The sequence below is a fragment of the Streptomyces sp. NPDC005374 genome, assembly GCF_042872225.1.
In the GTDB taxonomy this organism is placed as follows: Bacteria; Actinomycetota; Actinomycetes; order Streptomycetales; family Streptomycetaceae; genus Streptomyces.
On the sequence record NZ_JBIAKA010000006.1, the window covers coordinates 185115 to 209772 of the forward strand.

The window sequence follows — 24658 nt, forward strand, 5'->3', positions numbered from 1 at the left end:
GATCAGACCGCCGTCTTCGCCGGCTACGACTATCAGGTACTGATCTGCGGTGCCCAGGCCGCGGACGGTCCCCGTGGCGGGTACGCACGGACCCGTCGGTCTGTGGAGGGACCGCGCACAGGGCTGGGACATGGACGCTGCCGGACGGGCCCCTGATCGCTGAAAGCGGCGGGATGCCATGAGCCGCCGGGCGGTGCGTGAGGAGGGCTGTGTTGGGAACTTGGGAGCCAGGCCGACGTCAGCTGCGTTCCCCTGGGGGCTGGCCCGGCCAGGTTCCTCTGGTTCTGACTGTGAGCCGGAGGAGCCGCGCCCACCGTCAGGACACAGCGCCCCGTTCACAGACCCGGCGGGCCACCTCACGGAGTTTGACGTTGTTCTCCTGCGAGTAGCGGCGCAACACCTCGAACGCCTGCTCCTCGGTGAGGTGGCGGCTGCCCATGAGAATCCCCATGGCCTCACCGATCACATGCCGAGTGGTGACGGCCTGTTCCATCTGGGCGTGGGTGCGGGCGCTGGAGAACGCGACCGCGGCGTGCGAGGCCAGCAGCCAGCCGGCCAGCTCACTGGCCTCGGTGAACGCACCCGGCCGCCGGGAGTACAAGTTCATCGCGCCCAGGTCCTCCTCCTCGGTGAAGAGGAGGAAACCCATCATGCTGCCCACACCGAGGCGGTGGGCCTGCGAGGCATAGGCGGGCCAGCGCGCCTGCTGTTCGGTGAAATCGGAGATGCGGAAGACCCTCTCGCCCTGGGACCTGCGGGCAGCATCGAAACACGGCCCCTCCTCCAGGGCTTCCTGCAACCGGTCACTGTCGGCGACCAGTTGATGACTGGGAGCCAGAGTCTGCACCTTCCTGCCGTGCAGAACGAGGATGCCCGCCGCGTCACAGCCCTCCACCAGCTCCGTGGCCGAAGCGGTGATCCGCTCCAGCGTGGCATCCACCGTCTCCTGCGCCAGCAGATCCCGCGCCATCGACGCCATCTGCTGCGCGAACCCGCTCCAGTCCATCCACCCGTCCTCAACCGATCGATCAACACATCCCGGCCCCGTCCCCGCCCAACCCTCTACCCGCTCTTCCCTTCAGGCAGCACGCGGGATGGAAAGTTGATCAACCTGCGAGCCCGATACGGCCGCGTCCCTTGGTCCCAACAGTTGTCGATCAGCGGCCGGACTTCGGCCAGGGTTGCCCGACGGTTCGCTTGCCGATTACCGCCTGCTTGGCCGCCGTGGATCCGATCGACATGACTTGGGCGGCTACCGAGGCGAGATGGAGAGTGCGCGCACGCGCCGACACCCCGGCGTACAGGACGCCGTCGAGGTCACGGTGGAGGACCCAGGAGAAGAAGACACCGTGATCATGGCGGCGGTCACAAGAGCCGCTCGGCGGGACGACCTCGTGTGCGCCCTGTGCGCGGAACTGCCGCCCTGCGCCATTTGACGCAACGCTTTTCAGCCGCCGCTCCGTGGGAACGTTTCCTGGGCACACCCCTGGTCCCTCACCCACGGAACCCACGGAGCGCCCGTGCTGAGCAGCTCAACTCCCTCCGCGGTCTGCGAAGTCGGCGAAGCGGTACCCCTCCTCGACCACACGGACGTGGCCGGCACCATCGTCTGCTTCCGCACCGAAGACACCGAGCCCACCGTGCTGTACCGGCACCGGCAGCACATCCTGCGTCCGTAACGAACATGACCGGCACCACGCCCCGCACCAGAGGCCGCTCGCCTCTCCCGGTGTACCTGACCTCCGCCGTTCTGGCTCGGACGGCGGACGAGGGAGCCCGCGTCGCACTCGTCATGCTGGCCACCCAGCATGTCGGCAGCCCGGCCCTCGGCGGAGCCCTGGTGGCCGCGCTGATGATTCCCCACGTGGCAGCGGCACCCGTGGCCGGCGTACTGGCCGACTCGGTACGGCGGCGCCGCCTCTTCCACGGCAGCGCCGTGACACTCTACGGTGCGGCGCTCGGCGCCCTGGCCCTGTTGGTGGGCCGCGCCGACGACGGCGTGGTGCTGGTTCTGGCCGTGGCCGCCGGGTGCGTCGCCCCCTTGGTCACCGGAGGTCTCACCAGTCTTCTGGGGGAGCTTCTCAGCAAAGAACGTCTGACCAGGGCGTTCAGCGCTGACGCCGTGTCGTACAACCTGGCGGGCATCTGCGGGCCTGCGGTCGCGGCAGCCCTGGGCACAGCGGTGAACGCGGGGACAGCCCTCGCGGTACTGGGAGTCGGAGCGATGGCGGGTGGGCTCCTGCTGTTCTCGCTGCGGCTGCGCCCCCGGGCCCGGAGACCGACCGGATCGGGACGGCTCAGGCCCGCTGACCTGGTGCAGGGAGTGGCCGAACCGACCCGCAACGCTCCGCTGAGGTCGGTCACCTGGGGTAGCAGCGTGGGACAGCTGGGCGTGGGGGCGCTGCCCGTGGTGAGCGTACTGCTGGCAGCCGACTACCACGCCTCATGGGCCACCGGCGGGCTGATGACCGCGTTCGCCGCCGGTGCCCTGGCGGGTTCCCTGAGCTATGCCTGGCACCCTGTGGGCCGACGAACCCCGGAGCGTGTGGTGCTCTGGGGTCTGCTGGCCACCGGGATCCCTCTGGCGTTGGTGCCCTGGGTTGGCCACGCAGTTCCCGCGGCGGGGCTGTTCGCTTTGGCAGGCTTCTGCACCGGTCCTCTGTTCAGCGCTCTGCTGGCCGGCCGTGACCGGTACGCGCCGGCGGCCGTCCGCACCCAGATCTTCACCCTCGGCGCCGGGCTCAAGAGCACCTTTGCAGCCGCCGGGGCGGGTGCAGCGGGCGCCCTCAGCGGACTGGGAGCCGCACCCCTGATGCTGGGAACCGCCGTCTGCCAGGTCCTCGCCACCGCTCTGGCCCTCGTCCTGTTGACAGGCGGGCGCACCGGCCCCAGCGGGCCGGCGGCAGGTCCGCCCGAGCCGCCGCCGACGTCTGCGGGGCAGGCGGGGCAGGGGCGCGGCGGATGAGGAGCGGGGCGCGGTCGTCAGGAGCTCGCGCCGGGCTGGTGGTTGAGGAACCGCTCGCACAGGTCGTGCACGTTCAGGCCGACGCCATGACGGGCTCTGGCAGCGAGCCGTTCCATGCGTGTGTCCAGGAGTTCCCTACGGCGTTGGATGGCCGTCGGTGTAGAGCAGAGCCGCGTCTCAGCCTGCCCGCCGCTTCCCTCGCACCTCGGCGCTTCGAGAGACGGCGGACAGTCCCGTCTCCGGAGAAGCGCCCGCGAACTCCTTCGATGATGCAGGTTCGGCTACTTGTTCTGAGGCGGCACCCAGCTGCGCCACCACCGCTTTGCCGTCCGACAGCGCAATAGCGCACTCACCGAATACTGCCGCTTCACCAGTTTTCCTCGAGACGAGCGAGGTGGGCTGCCACCCGGACAGGAGGTGGCAGCCCGCGCGTTGTCACAAGCTGAGGTAGAAGCGCACGGTCGTGCCGTCGTCGCTGGTGTGCACGCGTACCAGGTCGGCCACGTAGTGGACCAACATCAGGCCCCGGCCGCCCAACTGTCCGTGCTCCGGCGGGCGTCGGCCGGCCAGCGGATCGGCCAGTCGGCCCGCGTCGCGGACCTCACACACCAGCTGCCCCTGGTCGGCCCAGACCGCGAGTGTCCCGCCGCCTCCGCCGTGGACCACGCTGTTGGTCGTCAGCTCAGCGACCGCCAGCTCCACATCCATCAGCCGCACCCCGTCCATGCCCAGCCGCATCGCCTGAGCGAGAGCGAACTGGCGGACCGCCGGAAGGTCCTCATCACCGTAGGAGAAGGCCGCGGCGTCCGGTGCGGGCACAAGCGCCTGGTTGTACCGATCGACGACCGCCTGCCAGTCGTAGACGCCGCTGACCGACTCACGGCCATCCCCGTTGATGAGGGTCGGGTGGGTGACCCGCGCATCGGCGATCACCTGCGGATCCAGCCGCGCCTCGTCATAGGGGCACAGGATCGTCACCGCCCTGCCCTCGAACGCGGCGTTGATCAGCGCCTCGTGCTGCGCGCACGCCGGGTACTCCACCGCGCTGCGCTCGGCCCAGATCGGCTCGCCGATGATCCGCACACGTCCGTTCGGGTGGGCGTCGGCGAACCCGCGCAGCACCTTGGGGATGATCCGCCCCGGGTTGCGGCCGGCCTCGGTCATGTCCAGGAACAGGATGCCCTCGGCATCCCCGCCCAGACCTGCCTTGATCAGCTCCAGGTTGGGGCCGGGCACCGCCACGGCCATCGGCTCGCCGTTGGTCAGACCCCCGCGCAGGAAGGCCACCGTCTGCTGCGTGTACTCCTGCTCGGTGCGGTAGAAAAGGGCAGGGTGCACGAACGCCTCGTGGGTGGTCACCGTGCTCATCACAGAGCCACCTCGATCCGGTCCAGGCCCGGCCAGAACATCTCCAATACCCGCGGCAGTTGCGGCGGGGGCTTCTCGACCACAACCCTCCCGTCGGGCAGGTTCATGGCGGTGATCGCCAGCGCGGTCACCCCGGCCACGTCGACGAACGCCACATCCGACAGCTCCACATACGACACGCCCGCGTGCCGCCGGGCCAGTTCGGACAGGGCCTGCTCCCAGGACAGGCGAGTGAGGACGTTGATCTCACCGCGGGCTCGAATCCCGGAACGACCGGGCAACGGGCTCACCTCCAACGCCGCCCTCCCTGCCTTCGCCGGGGCGGACCCGCCCACCGCATGTCGGGCATCCACGCTCGGACTCCTTCACATCAAGCCGCCCGCCGACCGTCCCGGCACGGGCAGAGAAAAAGCTCCTCCCGACGTGCAGTCTATCCAGGCGGCAGACCCGCCTGGTTCCGCTAGCGGAAGCGCGCAACGGCCATCGAGGTTTCGGATAGTGCCCGGCGACACAAGCGACGTGCAGAACACCGCACCGAGCTTCCAATCCCCGGCTGCGCAGCAGTACTTCAGGGACCGCGGCCGACTGGACACAAGGACCTTACGGCGTCAAGTATCCGCTCAGAACGCTGGTACCGCCTGGCATCGCCGCGCTACCGCTCGGCGGCGCCGTCCTCGCCGTCGAGCTCGTAGACCCGGGTTCGCAGCCGTTCACCGGCCCAGTCCAGCCCGACACCCAGGTCAAAACCAGTGATTTCGGGTCGTCGATGTACGTCGGGTCGATCTCGGCGACGCTGCCGCCGGGCTTTTCAGCAGCCGCAGCAAGTAGCCCCGGCTTGTCGAGTGGGTTGCCTGGAAGCAGTGTTGTGCTCCAGGCAACCGGACACGGCAAGCAAAGGCACGTCGATGACGCCCCTGTAGCCCACACCGAAGGTCAGTCGGCTCGCTCCGGGTCCGTGGCGATCGACGTTCCCGTGGTCATGTGTGCCTCGCCGACCCTGGAAGGCGGATCGACGGCATCATCGTTTTCGGTGTTGTCGCTGTTCTCCAGGAGGCCGCCGTCCACCACGTCCGTCTTATCGGTGGAGTCGTTGTTGCCGTCGCTCTCCTTCTGCCGCCTCTGCAAGGCGAGTTCCCTGGCCCTCTTCTCGGAGTACAGCCTCATCTCGGCCTCTGTCCGGTGCTCGAACACTGTTGTCTCCATGGCAGTTCGTGGGGTTGGGGGCACACATGTGCATTTCCGATCGTGGCTGACCACCGGTCCCGCCCGCTGAGTCCTTTTCCGACACTGTGCTGCACCTCCACAGGTCCACCCGGAACGCGGTAACGGAGACCGCCTGGACATTCCGCGGCTCACATACCCGTTTGGAAGTGATGACCGGGCACCCGAGAGTTCTGTGACAGTGTCACACCATTGGCAACCGCGACCCGAGTCGGCAAGAGTTGGCCGACGGCTCGGCACCGAGCCGTCTCAGCGCGAAACAGCTGACGGCTTTGCCAATGGCTCTCGTGGTCGTCGCCGACCCACTTGCGCGGCGACTCGAGAGGGACACCCGGGTTCCGGCAAGGTCCGTGCGGGATTTCGGGGGTCGCTCCGGTCGCGGATCAGGCCGATGTGGCCTCGCCTTCGAACTGGATGGCACGGATCTCCCGGCGGGAGGAGATCCCGAGCTTCGAGAACACCTTGCGGAGGTGCCATTCGACCGTGTGGCGGCTGATGAACAACTGGGCGCCGATCTCGGGGTTGGTGAGTCCCTTCCCGGCGAGCCGGGCGATCTGCGCCTCCTGCGAGGTGAGAGCCGTGGGGGTCGCGACCGCGTGGCTGCGGACCTTGGCCCCCGTGGCGTGCAACTCGCCTCGTGCGCGTTCGGCGAATGCCTCCGCGCCGAAGCGGCTGAACATCTCGTGTGCGAGGTCCAGTTGGGCACGGGCGTCGACGCGTCGGTTCTCGCGGCGCAACCACTCCCCGTAGAGGAGATGGGCGCGGGCCAGTTCCATGCGGACCCGGGTCCGGCCGAGTCGCTCGATCGCCTCGCGGTAGAGCCGCTCGGCGGAGTCGCCCTCGCTGAGCAGCGCCCGTGAGCGCGCTTCCACGCCCAGCGCCCAGTCAGTGCCGCTGGCTCGCGTCGCCTCCGAGAGCTGCTCCAGCGCGTCGGCGGCCGACTCGGATGAGCCGATCCGTACGGCAGCCTCGATCAGCTCGACCAGACCCCATCGCGGCGTGGCGATCTCCCTCTGCTCGGTCGCTGCCTCCCGGGCCGCAGCCAGCGCCCGCGCATACTGGCCGAGCCCGTTGCAGAGCACCGCCTCGTACCAGTGGGTGAGGCTGACCGTGGCACCCTGGCTCCGCGGCAGCGCATCGGCAAGGACCGCGTCGATCAACGTACGGGCCTCGCCCTCGCGCCCACGCCAGACGGCCAGGCCGAGGGGGCCGTAACCTCCCGGGCTGCTGTTGCCGGTTGCCGCGCACACCGCCACGCTCTCCTCGATCAGCGACTCGGCCGCCGCCAGTTCCCCGGCAATGAGGTGCACGAATGCGCGGGAGTCGAGTGCGTCGGGGAGAGCGCTGAGTGCTCCGGCCTCGCGAGTGACCGTCACATGGCGCGCCGCTGCCGTGTGCCAGCTCTCGTCGTCCCACAGATCCGAGGCGATGAAGGACCCGAACCAGAGCCGACGCAGCTGCTCCGGTACGGGGAGCCGCTCGTCGCAGAGTGCTTCGAGTGCCCGCTCCATCATCGGCACCGAGGCCGGGTAACCCTCGGTGAATCGCACGGCGAGGGCGTCCAGCACCATGTCGGACACCTGCGGCTGCCGTGCCGGCGGTGCCGCACGGGCGGCCTCGCCCACCTCCAGCAGTCCTGGGCCGCGCGCCAGGCGGCCGGTGAATATCGCCGCCGCGACGGCATCGAGGTAGGTCCCACGAGCGAGTGCGACCTCGTCGAGCCGGCCGAACCGGCGAGCGGCGGTGAGCAGCAGCTGCGGGGCCTCTCCGCCGCGGTTCTGGGCGAACGCGATTCCGGCGCGCAGTACCTCGATCCTCGCGCGGTCCAGTTCGTCGAGAGGTCCGGCCGCCGCCGTGAGGACGAGGGTGGCAGCCGGCTCGAACGCTCCGGCCTGGAGTTTCGCCTGTGCTGCGTCCACCGCGCGCTGGGCGCGTCGCGCGGGATCCTCTGTCAGCGCGGTCGCACGTTGGAGGAACGCGGCGGCCGCGGCGATGCCGCCGCGTGCCTGGGCTCGGCTCGCGGAGTGCTCCAGTTCCGCGGCCACGCTCTCGTCGGGCCCCGAGGCGGCGTCGGCAAGGTGCCAGGCACGGCGGTCTGGGTCCAGTTGGGTATCGGTGGCGTCGGCCAGCGCCTTGTGCACCTCTCGGCGTTCGCTCGAGTCCGCTGCTCGATAGGCGGCCGAGCGCACCAGCGGGTGCCGGAACCGCACCCGGTTGCCGAGTGTGATCAGGTCCGTCGCACCTTCGTGGGACACGGCGGTGTCGGCGTCGATCCCTAGGAGCCCGGCCGCGCGTCTCAGCAGTGTCACGTCGCCCAGGGGTTCGGCGGCGGCGATGACCAGCAGGCGTCGGGTCTCGGCCGGAAGGGCCTGGACGCGGCGGAGGAACCCCTGTTCGATCTGGCTCGACAACGGCCGCGCGTCCGGGCGCTCGAAGCCTCCGGCCATCTCCGCCGCGGTCAGCCCGCGCGGCAGCTCGAGCAGGGCCAGCGGATTGCCACGTGACTCGGCGACTATCCGGTCGCGCACCCGTTCGTCGAGCGGGCCGGTGACGACCGAGTCGAGCAGCGTCCGGGAGTCGCGCTCGGTCAGTCCCGTGACGGACAGCTCGGGAAGGCTGCCGAGAGTGTGGCCGGCACTGGGTTCACGGACGGCGAAGACGAGCACCACCGATTCTGCAAGCAGTCGGCGGGCCACGAATTCCAAGGTCAGCGCGGACGCCTTGTCCAGCCACTGCGCGTCGTCGACGAGACAGATCAGCGGCTGGTCACCTCCGGCGTCCGCGATGAGACTCAGCGTGGCCAGACCCACGAGGAACCGGTCGGGCGCGGCTCCGGCGCGCAGACCCGAAGGCCGTGCCGAGCGCATCGCGCTGAGGCTCGGGCAGCTGGTCGAGACCGGCGAGCAGCGGAGCGCAGAGCTGGTGCAGGCCGGCGTAGGAGAGTTCCATCTCGGACTGGACGCCGGCCGCTCTGATGGTGCGGCATCCGGTGGCACGAGCGAGGAGGTGTCTCAGCAGCTCGGTCTTGCCGATTCCGGGCTCACCGCGCAGGACCAGGACACCGCTGCGCCCGGCTCTGGCACCTGCCACGAGATCGTCGAGGGCCTCGCATTCGTTCTCCCTGCCGAGAAGCCCGGCCCGTGAACCGCGCCTCGCCATGGCAGCTCCCTTGTCAGGACTCTTCGCTCGGTATGGTAATCCGTTCGCTGATCGCCACGCCCATGATCGACCGTGCTGAGTCGGCCCGCCTGCGGGCCCGCAGAACGACTGAGTGGGCTCGCCCGCCCTGTGTGACGGTGTCGGTCAGCGCGTTCCGGAGACGTGGTCACGGATCACCGGAGGACGACCACGCAGTCACCTACGGCTTTCGAGGACGCGGTCGGCCGTCCCCGGCCCGAGAGCCGAGCAGGCAGGCACACACGAGCCCTCACCCGGCGTCGACGCCTCCCGAGTCGCTCACAGAGCCTCCGTCCTGGAGTGCGGCCAGCGCGGCGGCGAGCCTGCCCCGGCTGGTGACGCCCAGGCGGGGATAGATGCGGTACAGATGGGCTCCGACGGTGCGGTGCGAGATGAACAGGCGCTGGCCGATCTCCCGGTTGCTCAGCCCCTGCGACGCGAGCACCGCGATCTGCATCTCCTGGGCCGACAGCCGGTCGCTGGTGTTCGCGTGCCGCCGGCCGCTCGACTCTCCGGCGGCACGCAACTGCTCGCGCGCCATCTCGGCCCACGGCCGCGCGCCGATCCGGTCGAACTCGTCGCGGGCACTGCGCAGCGGGTTGCGGGCGTCGACGTAGCGCCGTTGCCGACGCAGCCGGCGGCCTTGATGCAGATGCAGCCGGGCCCGCGCCAGGGTCCAGTCGGCGGGCAACGCGGCCAGGGCCGCAATGTAGTGCTCCTCCGCCGTGTCGTCCGGCGCCAGCACCGCCTCGGTGTAGGCGTGAGCCACCACCATCATCTCCGAGGGCAGTCGGGCCGCCAACCCGGGGAGTCCGTCGAGCAGGTACCGGGCCTGCTGCACGGTGCCCGCGGCCACTGCGGCGTCCGCCAGGTCCGGTGCGAGCAGCCAGCGGCTGACCGAGTGGTGGTGCGGGTCGGCCGGTTCGAAGGCGCGCGCGAAATGGTCGTAGGCCTCGGCCGAGCGGCCGTCGAAGAGTGCGAGCAGGCCCTCGACCTGCTGCGCCATCACGGCGGCGAACGGCATGCCGGGGAACAGCCGGTGGGCGCGCAGCTCGCCGAGCATCCGTGCTGCGGCCTCGGCCTCCCCGCGCAGCGCCGCCACCAGGCTCCCCGTCGCCTTCACCCCCAGCCAGACGATCCACTCCCCGGTCTCCTCGGCCAGGGCGAGCCCCTCGCCGGACTCCTCGCGGGCCCGGTCGAGCTGACCGAGGTACACCCGCGGCCAACTGCCCGCGAGTGACCGGGCGAGCAGCCCGAGTCTGCCCTGCGACCGCCACACCGTGGCCGCCAGTGACAGGTACCGGGTGGCGAGAGTGGCGTCGCCCAGGACCATCGCGCCGCTGCCGAGGAAGTGCATGATCCGGCCGTCCAGGCGATCCGCCCTGAGGCTGCCGAGCCGTGCGATCACCTCGGCGCCGTACCGGTACGGCTCGGTGTACGCCCGTACCGTCAGGACGACGGGAGAGTCCGGATCCGGGTTCCATCGGTCCAGCTCGGCCGCGGCCAGCGAGCGCACCCGTGCGTCGCCGTCCTGGAAGAAGCACCGGGCGGCGGCCCGCCACAGCACGTTCTCGGCGACCCGCACGTCTCCTGTGTCGAACGCGCCGGCCGCTGTGGTCACCATGTCCTCGATCCGGCGGTGCGGCTCGTCGGGTTCGAACGCCGCCTTGTCGGACACGACCATGAGGCGGGCCCGCTCCAGCGGGCCGAGTTCGCTCATGTCGGCCTGGTCCAGCAGCAGTTGGGTGTGCACGCGGTCGTTGATCTCGCTGGCCGACTCGACCGCCCGGACCAGGATGCCGGTCCTGCGGCGCGGGTCCTGGACGAGCTCGGCCGCCTGACGCAGGGCCGGTACGGCCGAAGCCACCTTGCCGCGGGCCAGCGCCGTGTCGGCGAAACGTTCCAGCCGCGCGGCCAGTTCCTCGTCCGGGCCGAGCGTGGCGGTGGCCAGGTGGAGAAGCTGGCGCTCGGGGGTGTCGGCCATGGCAGCGGCGATGGCGCGGTGGGTTGCCAGCCGGTCCGCGACAGTGGCGCGGGTGTAGATCGCCGAGCGCATCAGCGGATGCTGGAACACGAGGGTACGGCCGACCAGACCGACCAGGCCCGCGTCGACCGCCTCCTGCACCGCGTCCAGTGACACCACCGCGTCCCTCAGGCTGCTCGCCACGTCCAGGAGCCGGTTCAGCGGTGCGCTGGGCTCGGCGGCCAGGGCCAGCAGGAGCGCACGGCACCCGGGGCTCGCCGAGTCCGTACGCGCGGCGAACGCGTCCTCCAGCCGCTGGGTGAGGGGCAGGTCGTCCAGCTGCGTGCCCATGTCCTGGACCGTCTTGGGCAGTTCGACGAGAGCCAGCGGGTTGCCCGCGGCACGCTCCAGGACGAGGGCCCGGAGCGGCGCCGACAGACCCGGTGCACCCGCGTCGAGCAGTTCGGCGGCGGCCGACCGGCCGAGTGGCCGCAGATGGAGCTCCGGCTGGGCGCTCGGGGCGTAGGAGTCGGGAGCGGGGAGCCGGGACGCCGCCACGATCAGTACGGGAAGATCGCGGGTGCGCCGGGAGACGAATCCGAGGACGTCCCGGCTCGGCGAATCGACCCACTGCAGATCGTCGACGAGCAGCAGGAGCGGTTGTCCCTCGGCCGCGTCGGCGAGCAACTCGAGTACGGCGAGCGCGACCCGGAAGACATGCGGCTCGGCCTGCGTGGCGCTGAACGCGTCGACCAGCGCGGCCCGGTGCGGGGACGGCAGCTTCCCGATGCCGTCGGCAGCCGGTTGCAGCAGCAGTTGCAGAGCCGCGAACGGCAGCCACAACTCGGTCTCCACACCGGCCGCGCTCAGCACCTTGAAAGCGCGCTCGGTGCCCTCGGCGCCGATCGAGCGCAAGAGGGCCGACTTGCCGACGCCGGCCGTGCCGTGGATCAACAGGGCACCGCCGCGTCCGGCCGCCGCGTCCGCCAGCAGTCCACGCAGGACCCGCAATTCCTCGTCCCGGCCGATCACCGCGCGGGTACCCGGTTCGGCCTCAGGAGGTTTCCGGCTGCTGGGCTGAGCATGTGCGGATTCCTCCGTGCAGGGAGTCACGTCGCACCGCATCCTAGCCGCGGCCCATTACACCCTGGGCGTGATCACACCATCGGTAGAACGACTGGAGTTTCGTCCATGACGCAGCAGCACAGCCCTGATGCGCAGGTGTCGCACGGCGGAACCGGCCGCCCCGGTGGCTTCGGCCGGTTCTGTCGACTTCGGTGGCGCGGGAATCGTCCGGCGTCAGGAGGACCGATTCGCGGGGTTCCCGATGCGGCGGACGGCGGACCTATGCGGAGGAGCGTCTCGCGGGTCTCCTCTGTCAGACCGCCCCAGATCCCGTACCGCTCCCGGTGGTCCAGCGCGTACCGGCGACACGGATTCCGTACTGGGCACCTGTCGCAGAGGGCGAGCGCCCGCTGGACGGCGTTCCGGTCGTCCGGGGACGGGAAGAAGGTCCTGATGTCGGAGTCTCGGCAGTTGGCCGCCCCGGACCGGTTCACCGCGGCGGGGGCTGACGGTGTGTCGGGCGCTGTCATGTCATCTCCTCCAGCTTCCTGCCGTTGGTCTCGCGCACGCGGACGGCGACGAAGACGAACGAGAGCACGGCGAAGCCCGCGTAGACGGCGTAGGTGGACGACAGGTTCCAGTCCGCCATGCGGGGGAAGCTCTCGGTGACGGCCCAGTTGGCGATCCAGTTCGCGGCGGTCGCCACCGACATCGCGGCGGCGCGGATCCTCAGCGGGAACATCTCGCCGACCATCACCCAGAGCACCACACCCCAGGAGACCGCGAAGAAGAACACGAAGGCGTGGGCGGCGACCAGCGCCACGGTGCCCTGGGTGTCCGGAATGGACAGGCCGCCGCCGCTTCCCGTCTTGTACGAGAACGCCCAGGACGCGACGGCCAGCGACACGGCCATGCCGGCCGAACCGGTCAGGGCGAGCGGCCTGCGGCCGACCCGGTCGATCAGCAGCATCGCCACGACGGTTCCGACGATGTTGACGATCGACGTGGAGAGGCTGATCAATAGCGAGCTGGCCTGGTCGATGCCCACCGACTGCCAGAGCAGCGACGAGTAGTAGAAGATGACGTTGATGCCGACGAGCTGCTGGAAGACGGCCAGTCCGATGCCGACCCACACGATCGGCAGCAGCCCGAAGCGGCCGTCGAGCAGATCGCGTACCCGCGGCTTGTGGTCGGTTTTGAGAGCGTGCTGGATCTCGGCGATGCGCTCCTCGGCGCCCGTGTACGTGCCCTGCAGATCGCGCACTACGGCGAGGGCCTCGACCTCACGACCCTTCGCGACGAGGAAGTGCGGTGACTCCGGGATGCGCAGGGTGAGGAACAGGTAGCAGAGCGCCGGTACGACAGCGGCCATGAGCATCCACTGCCAGGCGTGCAGGGCGCCCAGCGGGTTCTCGCTCCTGCCGTCGGCTCCCTGGGCGATGCCCCAGTTGACGAGCTGGGAGGCGGTGATACCGAGCACGATGGCCGCCTGCTGGAACGAGGCCAGCCGGCCGCGATGGTCGGGCGGGGCGACCTCGGCGATGTAGGTGGGCCCGATCAGCGAGGCGAGGCCGATCGCCGCACCACCCACGATGCGCCAGGCGCCCAGGTCCCAGACGGAGAAGGGCATGGACGAGCCGAGCGCGCTGATCGCGAAGAGGACCGCGGCGAGGTGCATCACGCGCCGACGGCCGACGCGGTCGGCGAGATGTCCGGCGCCGGCGGCTCCGAGGGCGGAACCGAGCAGGGCGGAGGCGACGATGGTGCCGGTCTGACTGGAGGTGACGTCGAATCGATGCTGGATTCCGGTGACGGCGCCGTTGATGACGGCACTGTCGTAGCCGAACAGGAAGCCGCCGATGGACGCGGCCGCCGAGATGTAGGTGACACGCCGGAGGTTGGTCGGGCGGAGCGCAACCCTTGAGTGGGCCCGCCCCGCGGAAGAGGCGTTCGCGGTCATGGACAAGGACTCCTTCACGGGACGGGTGCCCGACCGCGCGGGCGGGTGCACCGGTCGTAGAGGACGTGGATCGGGATGACGACTGCGCTGATGGCCGGGCACGGCTCCTCGTCCCGGTCGGCGAGCGGGCCGTCGCTCAGACGCCGACCGCCGGGGCGGCGATCAGTTCGTGGAGACGGGCGAGGTTCGCCGCGCCGACGAGGCCGGCGTCCGCTCCGACGGTGGCGGTGCGGACCTCTGCGTAGACGCGGTGCTCGCCGCCGCCGAGGGCCCGTCGGTAGGAGACCTCCGCCGGACGCCTGATCAGTTCGCCGGTGTCGCCGAGGCCGCCGCCGATGACGAGTACGGACGGGTCGAGGATGGAGGCGAGGTCGGCGAGGGCCTGGCCCAGCCAGCGGCCCGACCGGGCGAACACGTCGAGGGAAAAGGGGTCTTCGCCGAGGGCGGCCTCGGTCAGATGGCGTCCGTCGAGGCCGGCGGTGGTGCCGTCGCCCAGCGCGAGCACCGCCGCCGCGCGGGCCGGATCGGCGGCCGCCATCTCGCGGGCGCGGCGCGTGTGAGCCGCTCCGCTGGCGTACTGCTCCATGCAGCCGTACTGGCCGCAGGGGCAGCGGAGGCCCTCGGGAACCGCCCGGTAGTGGCCGATCTCGCCGGCCATGCCGAAGCGGCCGCGGAAGAGCCGGCCCCTGCTGATGATGCCTCCCCCCAGGCCGGTGCCCGCCGTGACCATCAGCATGTCGTCGTGTCCGGCGCCCGCTCCGTGGATGAACTCGCCCCATGCGGCGGCGTTCGCGTCGTTCTCGACGACGACCGGAAGCCCGGTGGCCTCCTGGACGATGTCCCGGATCTCCTTGTCGTGCCAACCGAGGTTGGGCGCGAATCGCACCGTCGAGCGGTCCGCATCCACGTATCCGGCGGCTCCGACGCCGACTGCCCGGACGTCGTCCAGGCCCTTGCGGACCTGCTGGACCGCCTCGGCGATCGCACCGGCGATCCGGTCCGGGTCACGCGGGGTGGGGATGCGCACACGGGAGACGACCTCCCCTGCGGGGTCGACCGTCCCCGCGGCGATCTTCGTGCCGCCGAGATCGACGCCGATGGTCAGACCGCCGTTCTGTTCGTTCATGCGGCACCGCCCATGCCGTCGAACCGACGGTGCGCGTGCCGGCATGTGTGTCCGCTTGACCGTTGCAGGCTGACGAAAGCGAGAGACATGGTGTGTTTCCTCACGTTGCGATGCCGTGTGAAGGCGATGGTTTCGCCGTCGGTCCGGCTACTGGCTCAGCTTCCGCAATCCGGTGGCGAGTCGCATGAGTCATTCGACTGCGATCGGCTGTTGCCGCTCGTTGTGTCACACACGCGCCCCTCGCCTTGTCTTGCTAGGGAAGCAAGTCCGATCGGATGGAGGCGTGACACGGTGTTGGACAACGAAGCAATGAGCGGGGTCGACGAGCACGGGGGCCAGGACGGGACCGGGCCCAGGATGCTGGCGGACATCAAGCCGCCCTTCGTACCGGAGGGAGCCTCGGCGATGACCGTGGTGGTCGAGTGGCCTCCGGGACACCCCGGCACGCCACCGCACCGGCACTCGGGGCCGTGTTTCGGCTACGTCACCGAAGGCGCCGTCCGGTGGGAACTCGAAGGCGAGCCCGAGCGGGTGATCAAGGCCGGTGAGACGTTCTGGGAGCCCGGCGGTGACGTGATCCATTACCAGAACGGCAACGCCCTGTCGGACACACCGGCCAAGTACGTGGTCATCATGCTGTGCGCGCCCGGCCGGCCGATGCTCACGCTGGTCGACGAGGAGGAGCTGGAGAAGCGGTCCCACCTGCGCGCTCCCCGGCCCTCGGCCGACTGAACCACCGCCCGGAGACGAGGAGTCCGCCGCACCAGTTCTCGAAGGGGGCCACCGTGGCCGAAAACGGGTCGATGCCATGCACGACCGAGGTGCTGGTAGGACGCGACCGGGAACTGGAGCTGCTTCGGTCGTACGTCGACCAGGTGCTCGGGCGCGGTGGGGTGCTGGTGCTGACCGGGGAGCCGGGCGTCGGCAAGTCCGTGCTGCTGGATGCCGCAGCGACGGCGGCGACTGCGGCCGGTGCGCTGGTCCTGCGCTCCGACGGGGTCGAGTTCCTCGCGGATCTGAGCTTCGCCGGGCTGAACCACGTACTCGAACCCCTGCTGCACGGGTACGGCGGTCTCGACCCGGTGCACCGCGAGGCACTGTCAGTGGCGCTGGGCGGAGGTGACGGTGCCCCGGTGGATCGGCTGGTCCTCTACGGGGCCGTCCTGGCGCTGCTCCAGCGGGCGGCGAGCAGCCGTCCGGTCCTGTTGGTCATCGACGACCTGCAGTGGGTCGACCGGGCCAGCGCCGCCGCGCTGGCGTTCGTGGCGCGGCGGCTGGTCGGGAGTCGAGTGGGCCTTCTCGCCGCCTGCCGTCCAGGGTTCGAGAGTTTCTTCGAACGCGCCGGACTTCCCGAGCTCATCGTGCCCCCGCTGGACGAAAGAGCGGCCGCTGGCCTGGTCGGCACCCGCTTCCCGCTGCTAGCCGGGCGGGAGCTGCGGCGGGTCCTCGCGCAAGCCCGGGGCAATCCGCTGGCACTGCTGGAACTGCCGGCCGCGCTCGGCGACGCGCGAGGCACCTCGGGAGTGGTGCTGTCCGAGGTGCTCCCGCTCAGCCGTCGGCTGCAGGACCTGTATGCCTCCAGGGTCGCGGAGATGCCTGCCCCCACCCGCCGACTGCTGCTTCTGGCCGCGCTGGAGGGCGGCGGCGATCTGTCGGTGCTGCGGGCCGCCGCCGGCCAGGACGTGCTGTCCCTTCTCGCCCCCGCGGAGCGGGCTCAGCTGCTGCGGATCGAGCACCGAGGACCCGGGCGGCTGTCCTTCCACCATCCGCTGATCCGCGCGACCGTCGTGTCGGGCTCGACCAGCGGTCAGCGGCTGGACGCCCACCGCGCTCTGGCCGAGGCGCTGACCGGACAACCCGATCGCCGAGCCTGGCACCTCGCCGAGGCCACGCCCGATCCGGACGAGCAGGTCGCAGCGCTTCTGGAGCACACCGCCCACCAGGTCCGCAGGCGCGGCGACGCCGTCGGCGCGTTCAACGCGCTGGTACGGGCCGCGGACCTCACGCCCGGTCCCGCGGACCGCGGCAGACGGCTGGCCGAAGCCGCCTTCGTGGGCGCGGACGTCGCCGGCGAACTGCGCACTGCGGCCGAACTGCTCGTGGAGGCCCGACGCGCCGACCCCGAGTTGCGGGGGTCGTTGCGCGCGGCGGCGGCCGCCTCCCAGGTGCTGCTCAACCGCGACGGTGACGTCAACACCGCGCACCGGCTGCTCGTCGGTGCGATCACCACCCGCGAATCCCGGTCCGACGGCGACGACGAGGCGCTCTTCGAGGCGCTGTGCACCCTGCGCAGGGTCTGTTTGTGCGCGGGCAGACCCGAGCTCTGGAACGCGTATCACGCCGCCATGTCACACCTGTCCGTGCCGATGCCTCCCCTGCAGGAACTGCTCGGTGATGTCTACTCCGATCCGGCACGCTCCTCCGCGTCCGCCCTCGGCCTGCTCGACGCGGTGATCCACGACCTGCATCGGGAGACGGACCCGAGCCGGATCGAACGGGTCGCGATGGCGGCACTGTTCGTGGACCGGGCGACGGGGTGCCGTGCGGCGCTCTGGCACGTCGTCGAGAACGGTCGCGAAGGCGGCGCGGTCGCCTCCGCTCTCATGGCGCTGGTGGTGCTGTGCCTGGACGACTTCATGACGGGACGGTGGGACGAGTGCGGCCGTCTCGCCGAGGAGGGGCTGGCGCTGTGCGAGGCCCACGGCTACCAGATGCCGGCCCAGCAGTTCCATCGGGCCCTGGGCCTGCTGGCCGCGGCGCGCGGCGACGACGACGGCACGGTACGGGGCCTGGCACAGGAGATCACGGAGTGGGCGGTGCCCCGCGGAGCCCGGACCGTCGAGCACTTCGCGCGTCACATGACGGCCCTGGCCGCCCTGGGACGCGGTGACCACGAGGAGGCCTACCTCGAAGCGACAGCGATCAGCCCTTCGGGAGAGCTGGCCGCGCATGCCCCGCTGGCCTTGTGGGTTCCCATGGACCTCGTGGAAGCCGCTGTCCGCAGCGGACGCCGAGCCGAGGCACTCGCCCATGTCGCCGTGATGCGCCAGACGGGCCTGCCCGCCATCTCCGGCCGGCTGGCACTGGTCACCGCGGGTTCGGCCGCGATGGCGGCCCCCGAGGACCGGGCCGCCGAAGCCTTCGAGGAAGCGCTCGCCGTTCCCGGTGCCGAGCGCTGGCCATTCGACCTGGCGCGAGTCCGGCTGGCCTACGGGCAGCACCTGCGTCGCGCGCGGGCCGCGAAGGAAGCCGGAACGCATCTCGCCGCCGCCTTGCAGACCTTCCGCCGTCTGGGGGCCACTCCCTGGGTCGCACGGGCGGCCGAAGAGCTGCGGGCCACCGGTCGTACCGCCACTCGGGGGGTCCACCGGAATCCGGTGACGAGCCCTCTCACGGAGCAGGAACTCCAGATCGCCTCGCTCGCGGCCGCCGGACTGACCAACAAGCAGATCGGGGAACGCCTGTTCCTCTCCCACCGAACCGTGGCGGCCCACCTGCACCGGATCTTCCCGAAGCTCGGCATCACCTCGCGGGTGACCCTCGGCGAGGCCCTCACCGCACAGGCCCTCACCCCCCGGGAAGAGACGCGAGCGCGTCCCTGAGCGCCGCGCGTGAGGCGATGCCGAGCTTCGGGAACAGCTGGTAGAGGTGCGAACCGACGGTTCGGGGCGAAAGGTGGAGACGTTCTCCGATCTGCTTGTTGGTCAGTCCGGCGGCCGCGAGCGCGGCGATCTCCTGCTCTTGTGGAGTGAGGGTCACGGAACCGTTCTTCGCTCCGCTCCGGGACCGGTAGGTGGCACGGAGTTCTCCCGTGGCCCGGTCGGCCCACGGCCGGGCGCCCAGGTGCTCGAACACCTCGGCCGCCGCGTCCAGTTGGGCTCGGGCCTCCGTCACGAAGCGCATGCGCCTCAGGCGCTCCCCGTAGGCCAGCCGGATCCGCGCCAGATCGAAGGGCCAGTCCTGCGCTCCGGGGACCGCCAGCGCCTGCTCGAAACACCCGACCACGCTGTCATCGGGTGCGACCAGCGCGGCCGAGCCGGCCACCAGCAGCGCAAGCCGCGGAGAGAGGGCAGCGACCCCGGCCTCCCGCAACGCACGCACGTGTGCCCTCGCCTCTGCGGTGCGCCGGGTGTGCACCGCCGCTTCCACCAGGTCCATGCAGACCCACAGTGCGCATGGGGCGTGGGACTCGAGTCGGCCCGCGGGGCTGATCGCCACGGCGTGGCGGTATGCGCGTTCGTAGTCGCCAGCACCGAGCTCGACGAGGACCCTTGCATGGTCGGCGTAGGCCGCCGCCGCCAGAACGCCCCGAGGCACGGCCCACTGCGTGATCCGGTCGGCCGCGCTCCGGCTCTCTTCGAAGTGCCCGCGGACGGCGTCGAGCAGGGCCTGGTGGTACGTGAAACACCAGGAGAAGAAGGGGTATTGGCGCTCCTCACATATATGCAGACCCTCGGCGGCCAGCATTCCGGCCTCCTCCCACCGGCCTGCTGGGAAGTCCTGTAGGCACAGCTGCATGAGCGCGTCGATGTGCCGGCGTACGTGGCCGCCCCGGCGTCCTCGGCGGACCATGTCCCAGGATGCCTCCCGGGGTTCCGTGAGCCGGTCGGGGTGAACGGTGGCCATCTGCGGCGGTGCCGCCGGCTTCAACCGGCCGAGGACCGCGTGGAAAGGCTTCCACAAGGCATCCCGGCCACCGGCCCAGCACACCAGCCGCAGCATGTGCAGCGCCTCGATGAGGGCGTCGTCCTGGGCGCCATGTCCGTGGCTGCCGGTCTCGACGGCCTCCACCAGGAGGCGGTGAACCATGTCGAGGTCGCCGTCACCGCCGTTGAGCAGGAGGAGTGCCGCCGTCGCGGCGGTCAGCGGCGACCGGGTGACGTCCGGATCCGCGCACCGCGCGCGGTCGACAAGCTCCGAGGCCGCACGCAGCTCACCGGTCGCGTCGGCGCACAGATGGGCGGCCCGGGTCAGTCGGCGTGCGCGGTCCGCGGGACGCGGGCTCAGTTCGGCGGCCCTGGTGAAGGTGCCGACCGCTGCCGTGGCGTCGCCTCGCCGGGCGGCGCGGTGCCCGGCCTCCTCCAGCAGGGCGGCGACACGCTCCTCGGGGACCAGGGTTGCCCGGCCCAGATGCCAGGCCCGACGCTCGGGAACCGCCGCGCGGATATCGGCGAGCACGCGATGGGCCTGGCAGCGCTCGCTCAGGGTGCTGGTCTCGACGACCGCGGCCCTCGTCAGCGGATGCCGGAAGACGATCCGGCGGTTCGTCCCGTCATAGGCGATCAGACGGTCCGATTCCACCGCTGACAGCGCCGCGAGCACCTTCGGGCCGTCCGGTCCGGCATGGAGGACGCCCGGGTCTCCGGTGCCGTCGAGGGCGAGGAGCAACAGGAGCCGGCGCGATTCGGCCGGCAGAAGGGCCACGCGCGACGCATGGCGGCTCCGAGGACGCGGGGAGAGGGGCAATACGTCGTGCAGATCGGTGAGCGCGTCGCGTTGGGGGCCGCTCATCGCGGCGGGCAACTCAACGAGCGCCAGCGGGTTGCCCTGCGCCTGTTCCAGGACACGCTCCCGCACCGGTTCGGCCAGCCCCGGAAAACGGCCCCTGAGCAGTTCTGCCGCCGCATCGCGATCCAGCGGTGGCACCTCGTACTCGGTGAGCCCGGCTCGGTCGAAGGAGGTCTCGGTTCCCGATCTGCAGGCGGCGAGGAATCCGATACGGCTGCCCGCCGACCGACGGGCGACGAAGCCCAGCACCACCGAACTGGCCCGGTCGAAACCGGCGAGGTCGTCCACGGCGATGAACACGGGCCGTTCGGTTGCCGTCCGGTGCAGCAGAAAGATCACCGAGTCGGCGACGTGATGCCCGTCGGACACCGGATCGCCCCCGTAGCCGAGCGCACTGCGCAGCACCCTCCTGTGTGGGTCCGCCAGGCGCTCGATCCGATCGTTCAGCGGCAACAGCAACTGGTGAAGACCGGCGTAGGCGAGTTCGGCCTCGGACCGGACACCGGCGGCCCGGAGAACCCGGGCACCCTCCTCGGACATGACCCTGGCGACCTCACCGAGCAGCACGCTCTTGCCCACACCCGGCTCTCCGGACAGCAGCAGGGCACGGCCCGCGGCCGAGCCCTGCCCGAACAGCGCCGTGATCTCCCGGAGTTGCCGCACACGCCCCACCACCTCAAGGGGCTGACCGGTGTCTGCGGAAGGAGTCCGGGGCGACCGTTCGACGCGCGAGCCGAGTGACATGGGTACTCCGTACGTTTGCGCTCGTCCTTCCCACCTCACGGCGGGGGGCTTGAGCTCACCGTGCACCGGCCGGAGAGGCCAAACATCAGTCACGTGACTGCGCGGCGACTCCCGGGTCATTTGACTGATGGTGCCGACCCACGGGGGCCGCGCAGAATCGTGATGTCACTGAATCACACGAGTGGACGCGAGGCGCAGCACACCGTGTGTTCTTCGATCCCCCTTGATCCCAGCGATTTACGAGCGGTGATGTGATGAGAGAAACCGACAGTTGCACTCCGGTGGTGTGCCGGATGCTGGTCCGCCTGATCGTCGCCGAGGGAGTGGACCGGCCCGTGATGCTTGACCTGTCCTACGACCGAGCAGATCCCTACGCGGTGTCCCTGACGTTCCACATGTACACCGACACGACCGTGCGTTGGGTGGTCGGCCGTGAACTCCTCCTGGACGGGCTGGAGAAGCTCACCGGCGTCGGCGACGTCCAGATCTGGCCCTGCCGGGACCCGCGGTCGGACAGGGTGCACATCGCGCTGTGCCCGTGTCCGGAGGAGAGGGCCGTCGTCGTGACCGCCCCGGCGCGAGCACTGGGGAGCTTCCTGCGCCGAACCTTCGCGTTGGTGCCCCCTGGTACCGAGGAGTGCCACCTGGACATGGACGGAGCTGTCCACCAACTCCTGGGCGGTCCCGGTGAGTCGCTCCGATAGGGGCCGTCCGGTCCGGATGGGCCGGTGCCGTACGACGTCGCGGACCCCGCCCTCGGCGCACAGGCACCCCGCCTATCTCGAGGTACAGAAGGAGCGCGCCGAGGACGTCCAGTTGCGGATCGCCGACTGGATCACGCGGTTCGCCGGATCGATGTGGTTCGTCTACATCCACGTGGTCGTGTTCGCGGCATGGATGGTGGGGACGGAGAAGAGCCCGTGGCCGACGCTCACGCTGATCGTCTCGCTCGAAGCCATCTTCCTGTCCACGTTCGTGATGATCGGCCAGAACCGGCAGGCCGAGTTCACCCGTAAGAAGGCCGACCACGACTACGAGGCGCAGGAGCTCGAACTGCGTCACAACACGCACCTCACGGAACTCGTCCACACGCTCACCGTCGAGATCCACAAAGCGGTGAACGCCGCGGCCGCAAGCGGGACGGACACCGGCGCGAACGCCGAGCAGATGCCCACCGCTCCGGCCTGAGTCACCGATGCATGTCACATCGGCCCGGCCTGCGCGGTCTACATGGTGACGGACAACAAGCAGAGGCAGTCATGCGAGAGATTCTGATCGTCGGCGGCGGCTACGCGGGCTTCTACACCGCCTGGGGCCTGCAGAAGAAGCTGCGTCCGGGCGAGGCTCGGGTCACGGTCGTCGACCCGCGCCCGTACATGACCTACCAGCCCTTCCTTCCCGAGGTGGCGGCCGGTTCGGTGGAGGCACGTCACGCCGTCGTGTCGCTGCGGCGGCACCTGCGTGGCACCCGGCTGATCTCGGGCACCGTGACCGGGATCAGCAACGCGGACCGTACGGTGACCGTCCGCCCGGTACACGGCGACGCCTACGCGCTCCACTACGACGTCCTCGTCGTCACGGCGGGCGCGGTGACCCGCACCTTCCCCATTCCCGGACTCGCGCAACAGGCCATCGGCCTCAAGCACGTGGAAGAGGCCGTGGCCATCCGTGACCGGCTGTTGACCGCGTTCGACCAGGCCGCGTCGCTGCCGGTCGGCCCCGAGCGGCGAAAGCTGCTCACCGTCACGTTCGTGGGAGGCGGGTTCTCAGGCGTCGAGGGCTTCGGTGAACTGCTGTCGCTGGCGGCCGCGATGCTCAGGTCGTATCCGGAACTGACCGTCGGCGACCTGTCCTTCCACCTGGTCGAGGCCCGGGGCCGCATCCTGCCAGAGGTGAGCGACAGGCCGGGTGCCTGGGTGGTGCGCCACCTGGAACGCCGCGGCGGACACGTCCATCTGAACACGCAACTGCTGTCCGCCGAGGACGGTCACGTCGTCCTCTCCGACGGAACGGAGTACGACTCCGAGCTGATCGTCTGGGCGGCCGGCAACGCCGCGAACCCCGTCGTGCACAACCACACGGACCTGCCGCTCGACGAGCGCGGTCTGCTGCTGGCCCGCGCCGATCTGCGCGTGGGCACCGACGCCGAACCCGTACCGGACGTGTGGGCCGCCGGCGACGACGCGTCCGTCCCCGACCTGGCCTCGCCGGTGCCGGGCGCGCGCACGGTGCCGAACGCCCAGCACGCCGTGCGGCAGGGCAGACGTCTCGCCAAGAACCTGGTGGCCGACCTGCGCGGGCGGCGCGTGCGGAACTACCGCCACGGCAGCCTGGGTGTGGTGGCGACGCTGGGGCTGGGGCGGGGGATCTTCCAGTACAAGGGCATCGTCATCAAGGGGTTCCCGGCGTGGCTGATGCACCGGGGCTACCACGTGCTCGCGGTGCCCAGCTGGGAACGCAAGATCCGCGTTCTGGCCGTCTGGCTCACCGCCGCCCTGACAGGCCGGGATCTCGTGTCCCTCGCCTCCGTCCAGCACCCGCGGGACGCCTTCGTCACGGGTGAGGTGACGCAGAACCCGAGCGCCGGCCGTGCGAAGGAAGGCAGCACACCATGACCATGTGGGGTTCTCGTTTCCATCGGGGGTACGCCGTGGCCGCACGCGAGGAGGCCGCACGGGGCCTGCCCGACATCGAGGGCTTCCTGTACCGGGAGGCTCACAGCGGAGCGGCACTCCGCCGCGTCGCGGACTTCACCGCACGCGTGGAGGGGCTCACCCCCGAGCAGAAGCAGGACATCGCGCAGTGGTACGTCGACGAGCAGAAACATGTCGCGCACATGGTGACGGATCACATCGCCGAGCGCACGGACGCGCTGGAGGCGCGGCACCACGTCAGGATCCGGCACTGGCTGCGGGGAACACTCACCGGGATGGCGCTGATCACCCTGGCGATGACCGCGTGCGTCGTGGTGATCCTCGGCTCGTCCCGGTGACCGCCCAGGGCCGGGGCTGTCCTAGGAACGCCCGGTGCGGTACAGCCCCCTGCCGGCACGCCGGACGCGGGAGGAGGCGACGAGGCGGTCGAGTGTGCTGCGGACCGCGTTGATGCTTCCGCTGTCGGCGTCACGGCCGAGCGCCGCCGCGACGTCACGGGCCCGTACCTCGACGTCACCGGCCTCGGCGAAGTACGCCAGGATCTGCTCGGTGAGCTTTCCGTACTGCTTGTCCGCGTCGGTGTCCATCTGAGGAGCGGGATCCGGAGCCGGCGTGCCCAGCGCGCTCTCGAGAGCCCCGAGGGCCCTCTGTACCGAGCCGAGATGTGCGACGACCGCCGCCAACTCCCTTTCCAGCGCCTGCTTGTGGAACTGCAGCCGGGTCAGTTCCTCCTGAAGGCCCTCGGCGGTGACCTCGATGCTGTGTGCCGTACGGCTCGCGGAGACCATCGGTACTTCCCTCCTCAACCCTTGCCGACATCCTATGCAGCGCTTGGCGTGTCAGACAGAGCATCTCAGTGTCTCGAACAGTGGCATTTCGCAGGTCCGTGAAACACATCGTCCATTTC

At 70.4% G+C, this 24658-nt stretch carries 21 protein-coding genes; 9 read left to right on the forward strand and 12 right to left on the reverse strand.

What is annotated here, in order from left to right:
• Positions 1–316: 316 nt before the first annotated feature.
• Complete coding sequence (locus ACFYRX_RS17110) at positions 317–1006, reverse strand: GAF and ANTAR domain-containing protein (RefSeq protein ID WP_389100283.1); 690 nt, start codon at positions 1004–1006, stop codon at positions 317–319.
• Between the two features lie 259 nt (positions 1007–1265).
• Between ACFYRX_RS17110 and ACFYRX_RS17115 the strand changes: the two genes are divergently transcribed.
• The 3 genes from ACFYRX_RS17115 to ACFYRX_RS17125 all read left to right on the forward strand — a co-directional run bounded on the left by ACFYRX_RS17115 (position 1266) and on the right by ACFYRX_RS17125 (position 2965).
• Entirely contained in the window at positions 1266–1436 is a 171-nt protein-coding gene (locus ACFYRX_RS17115) for a hypothetical protein (RefSeq protein ID WP_389100285.1), read from the forward strand.
• Positions 1437–1520: 84 nt separating this feature from the next.
• Positions 1521–1679 (forward strand): hypothetical protein, encoded by a 159-nt coding sequence (locus ACFYRX_RS17120; RefSeq protein WP_389100286.1) that lies wholly within the window; start codon positions 1521–1523, stop codon positions 1677–1679.
• Positions 1680–1684: 5 nt separating this feature from the next.
• Positions 1685–2965: an MFS transporter gene (locus ACFYRX_RS17125; RefSeq protein ID WP_389100288.1), complete on the forward strand. Its 1281-nt coding sequence runs from the start codon at positions 1685–1687 to the stop codon at positions 2963–2965.
• 435 nt (positions 2966–3400) lie between these two features.
• On the opposite strand, the gene ACFYRX_RS17130 is transcribed toward ACFYRX_RS17125, so the two are convergent.
• The 9 genes from ACFYRX_RS17130 to ACFYRX_RS17170 form a co-directional block, all read right to left on the reverse strand.
• On the reverse strand, positions 3401–4333 hold the full coding sequence (locus ACFYRX_RS17130) for an anti-sigma factor RsbA family regulatory protein (protein ID WP_389100290.1): 933 nt from the start codon (positions 4331–4333) through the stop codon (positions 3401–3403).
• Positions 4333–4686 (reverse strand): hypothetical protein, encoded by a 354-nt coding sequence (locus ACFYRX_RS17135; protein ID WP_389100292.1) that lies wholly within the window; start codon positions 4684–4686, stop codon positions 4333–4335. Before ACFYRX_RS17135 ends, ACFYRX_RS17130 begins: the two co-directional genes overlap by 1 nt.
• 580 nt (positions 4687–5266) lie before the next feature.
• The gene (locus ACFYRX_RS17140) at positions 5267–5536 is read right to left on the reverse strand and encodes a hypothetical protein (RefSeq protein ID WP_389100294.1); all 270 of its coding nucleotides are present in this window, start codon (positions 5534–5536) and stop codon (positions 5267–5269) included.
• 401 nt (positions 5537–5937) lie between these two features.
• A complete protein-coding gene (locus tag ACFYRX_RS17145; RefSeq protein ID WP_389100832.1) occupies positions 5938–8364 on the reverse strand; it encodes a LuxR C-terminal-related transcriptional regulator in 2427 nt (808 codons plus the stop codon).
• Positions 8321–8713, reverse strand: a complete 393-nt coding sequence (locus ACFYRX_RS17150) for an ATP-binding protein (protein WP_389100296.1) — start codon at positions 8711–8713, stop codon at positions 8321–8323. Before ACFYRX_RS17150 ends, ACFYRX_RS17145 begins: the two co-directional genes overlap by 44 nt.
• Before the next feature lie 268 nt (positions 8714–8981).
• Complete coding sequence (locus ACFYRX_RS17155) at positions 8982–11807, reverse strand: ATP-binding protein (RefSeq protein ID WP_389100298.1); 2826 nt, start codon at positions 11805–11807, stop codon at positions 8982–8984.
• 44 nt (positions 11808–11851) lie between these two features.
• Positions 11852–12289, reverse strand: coding sequence for a WhiB family transcriptional regulator (locus tag ACFYRX_RS17160; protein WP_389100300.1), 438 nt, complete (start codon positions 12287–12289; stop codon positions 11852–11854).
• Complete coding sequence (locus tag ACFYRX_RS17165; RefSeq protein WP_389100302.1) at positions 12286–13719, reverse strand: sugar porter family MFS transporter; 1434 nt, start codon at positions 13717–13719, stop codon at positions 12286–12288. Before ACFYRX_RS17165 ends, ACFYRX_RS17160 begins: the two co-directional genes overlap by 4 nt.
• Positions 13720–13855: 136 nt before the next feature.
• A complete protein-coding gene (locus ACFYRX_RS17170) occupies positions 13856–14845 on the reverse strand; it encodes an ROK family glucokinase (protein ID WP_389100304.1) in 990 nt (329 codons plus the stop codon).
• Positions 14846–15154: 309 nt separating this feature from the next.
• On the opposite strand from ACFYRX_RS17170, the gene ACFYRX_RS17175 reads away from it, so the two are divergent.
• Positions 15155–15577: a cupin domain-containing protein gene (locus ACFYRX_RS17175; protein ID WP_389100306.1), complete on the forward strand. Its 423-nt coding sequence runs from the start codon at positions 15155–15157 to the stop codon at positions 15575–15577.
• Between the two features lie 53 nt (positions 15578–15630).
• On the forward strand, positions 15631–18447 hold the full coding sequence (locus ACFYRX_RS17180; RefSeq protein WP_389100308.1) for an AAA family ATPase: 2817 nt from the start codon (positions 15631–15633) through the stop codon (positions 18445–18447).
• Here the strand turns inward: ACFYRX_RS17180 and ACFYRX_RS17185 are convergent.
• Positions 18413–21097 (reverse strand): AAA family ATPase, encoded by a 2685-nt coding sequence (locus tag ACFYRX_RS17185; RefSeq protein WP_389100310.1) that lies wholly within the window; start codon positions 21095–21097, stop codon positions 18413–18415. The genes ACFYRX_RS17180 and ACFYRX_RS17185 overlap by 35 nt on opposite strands.
• A 254-nt stretch (positions 21098–21351) precedes the next feature.
• Between ACFYRX_RS17185 and ACFYRX_RS17190 the strand changes: the two genes are divergently transcribed.
• The 4 genes from ACFYRX_RS17190 to ACFYRX_RS17205 all read left to right on the forward strand — a co-directional run bounded on the left by ACFYRX_RS17190 (position 21352) and on the right by ACFYRX_RS17205 (position 24089).
• Positions 21352–21801 (forward strand): SsgA family sporulation/cell division regulator, encoded by a 450-nt coding sequence (locus ACFYRX_RS17190; protein ID WP_389100312.1) that lies wholly within the window; start codon positions 21352–21354, stop codon positions 21799–21801.
• Positions 21785–22285, forward strand: coding sequence for a DUF1003 domain-containing protein (locus ACFYRX_RS17195; protein ID WP_389100314.1), 501 nt, complete (start codon positions 21785–21787; stop codon positions 22283–22285). Before ACFYRX_RS17190 ends, ACFYRX_RS17195 begins: the two co-directional genes overlap by 17 nt.
• Positions 22286–22356: 71 nt before the next feature.
• The gene (locus ACFYRX_RS17200; RefSeq protein ID WP_389100316.1) at positions 22357–23712 is read left to right on the forward strand and encodes an NAD(P)/FAD-dependent oxidoreductase; all 1356 of its coding nucleotides are present in this window, start codon (positions 22357–22359) and stop codon (positions 23710–23712) included.
• Entirely contained in the window at positions 23709–24089 is a 381-nt protein-coding gene (locus ACFYRX_RS17205; RefSeq protein WP_389100318.1) for a hypothetical protein, read from the forward strand. Before ACFYRX_RS17200 ends, ACFYRX_RS17205 begins: the two co-directional genes overlap by 4 nt.
• A gap of 21 nt (positions 24090–24110) precedes the next feature.
• On the opposite strand, the gene ACFYRX_RS17210 is transcribed toward ACFYRX_RS17205, so the two are convergent.
• Positions 24111–24539, reverse strand: a complete 429-nt coding sequence (locus ACFYRX_RS17210) for a hypothetical protein (protein ID WP_389100320.1) — start codon at positions 24537–24539, stop codon at positions 24111–24113.
• Positions 24540–24658 lie beyond the last annotated feature (119 nt).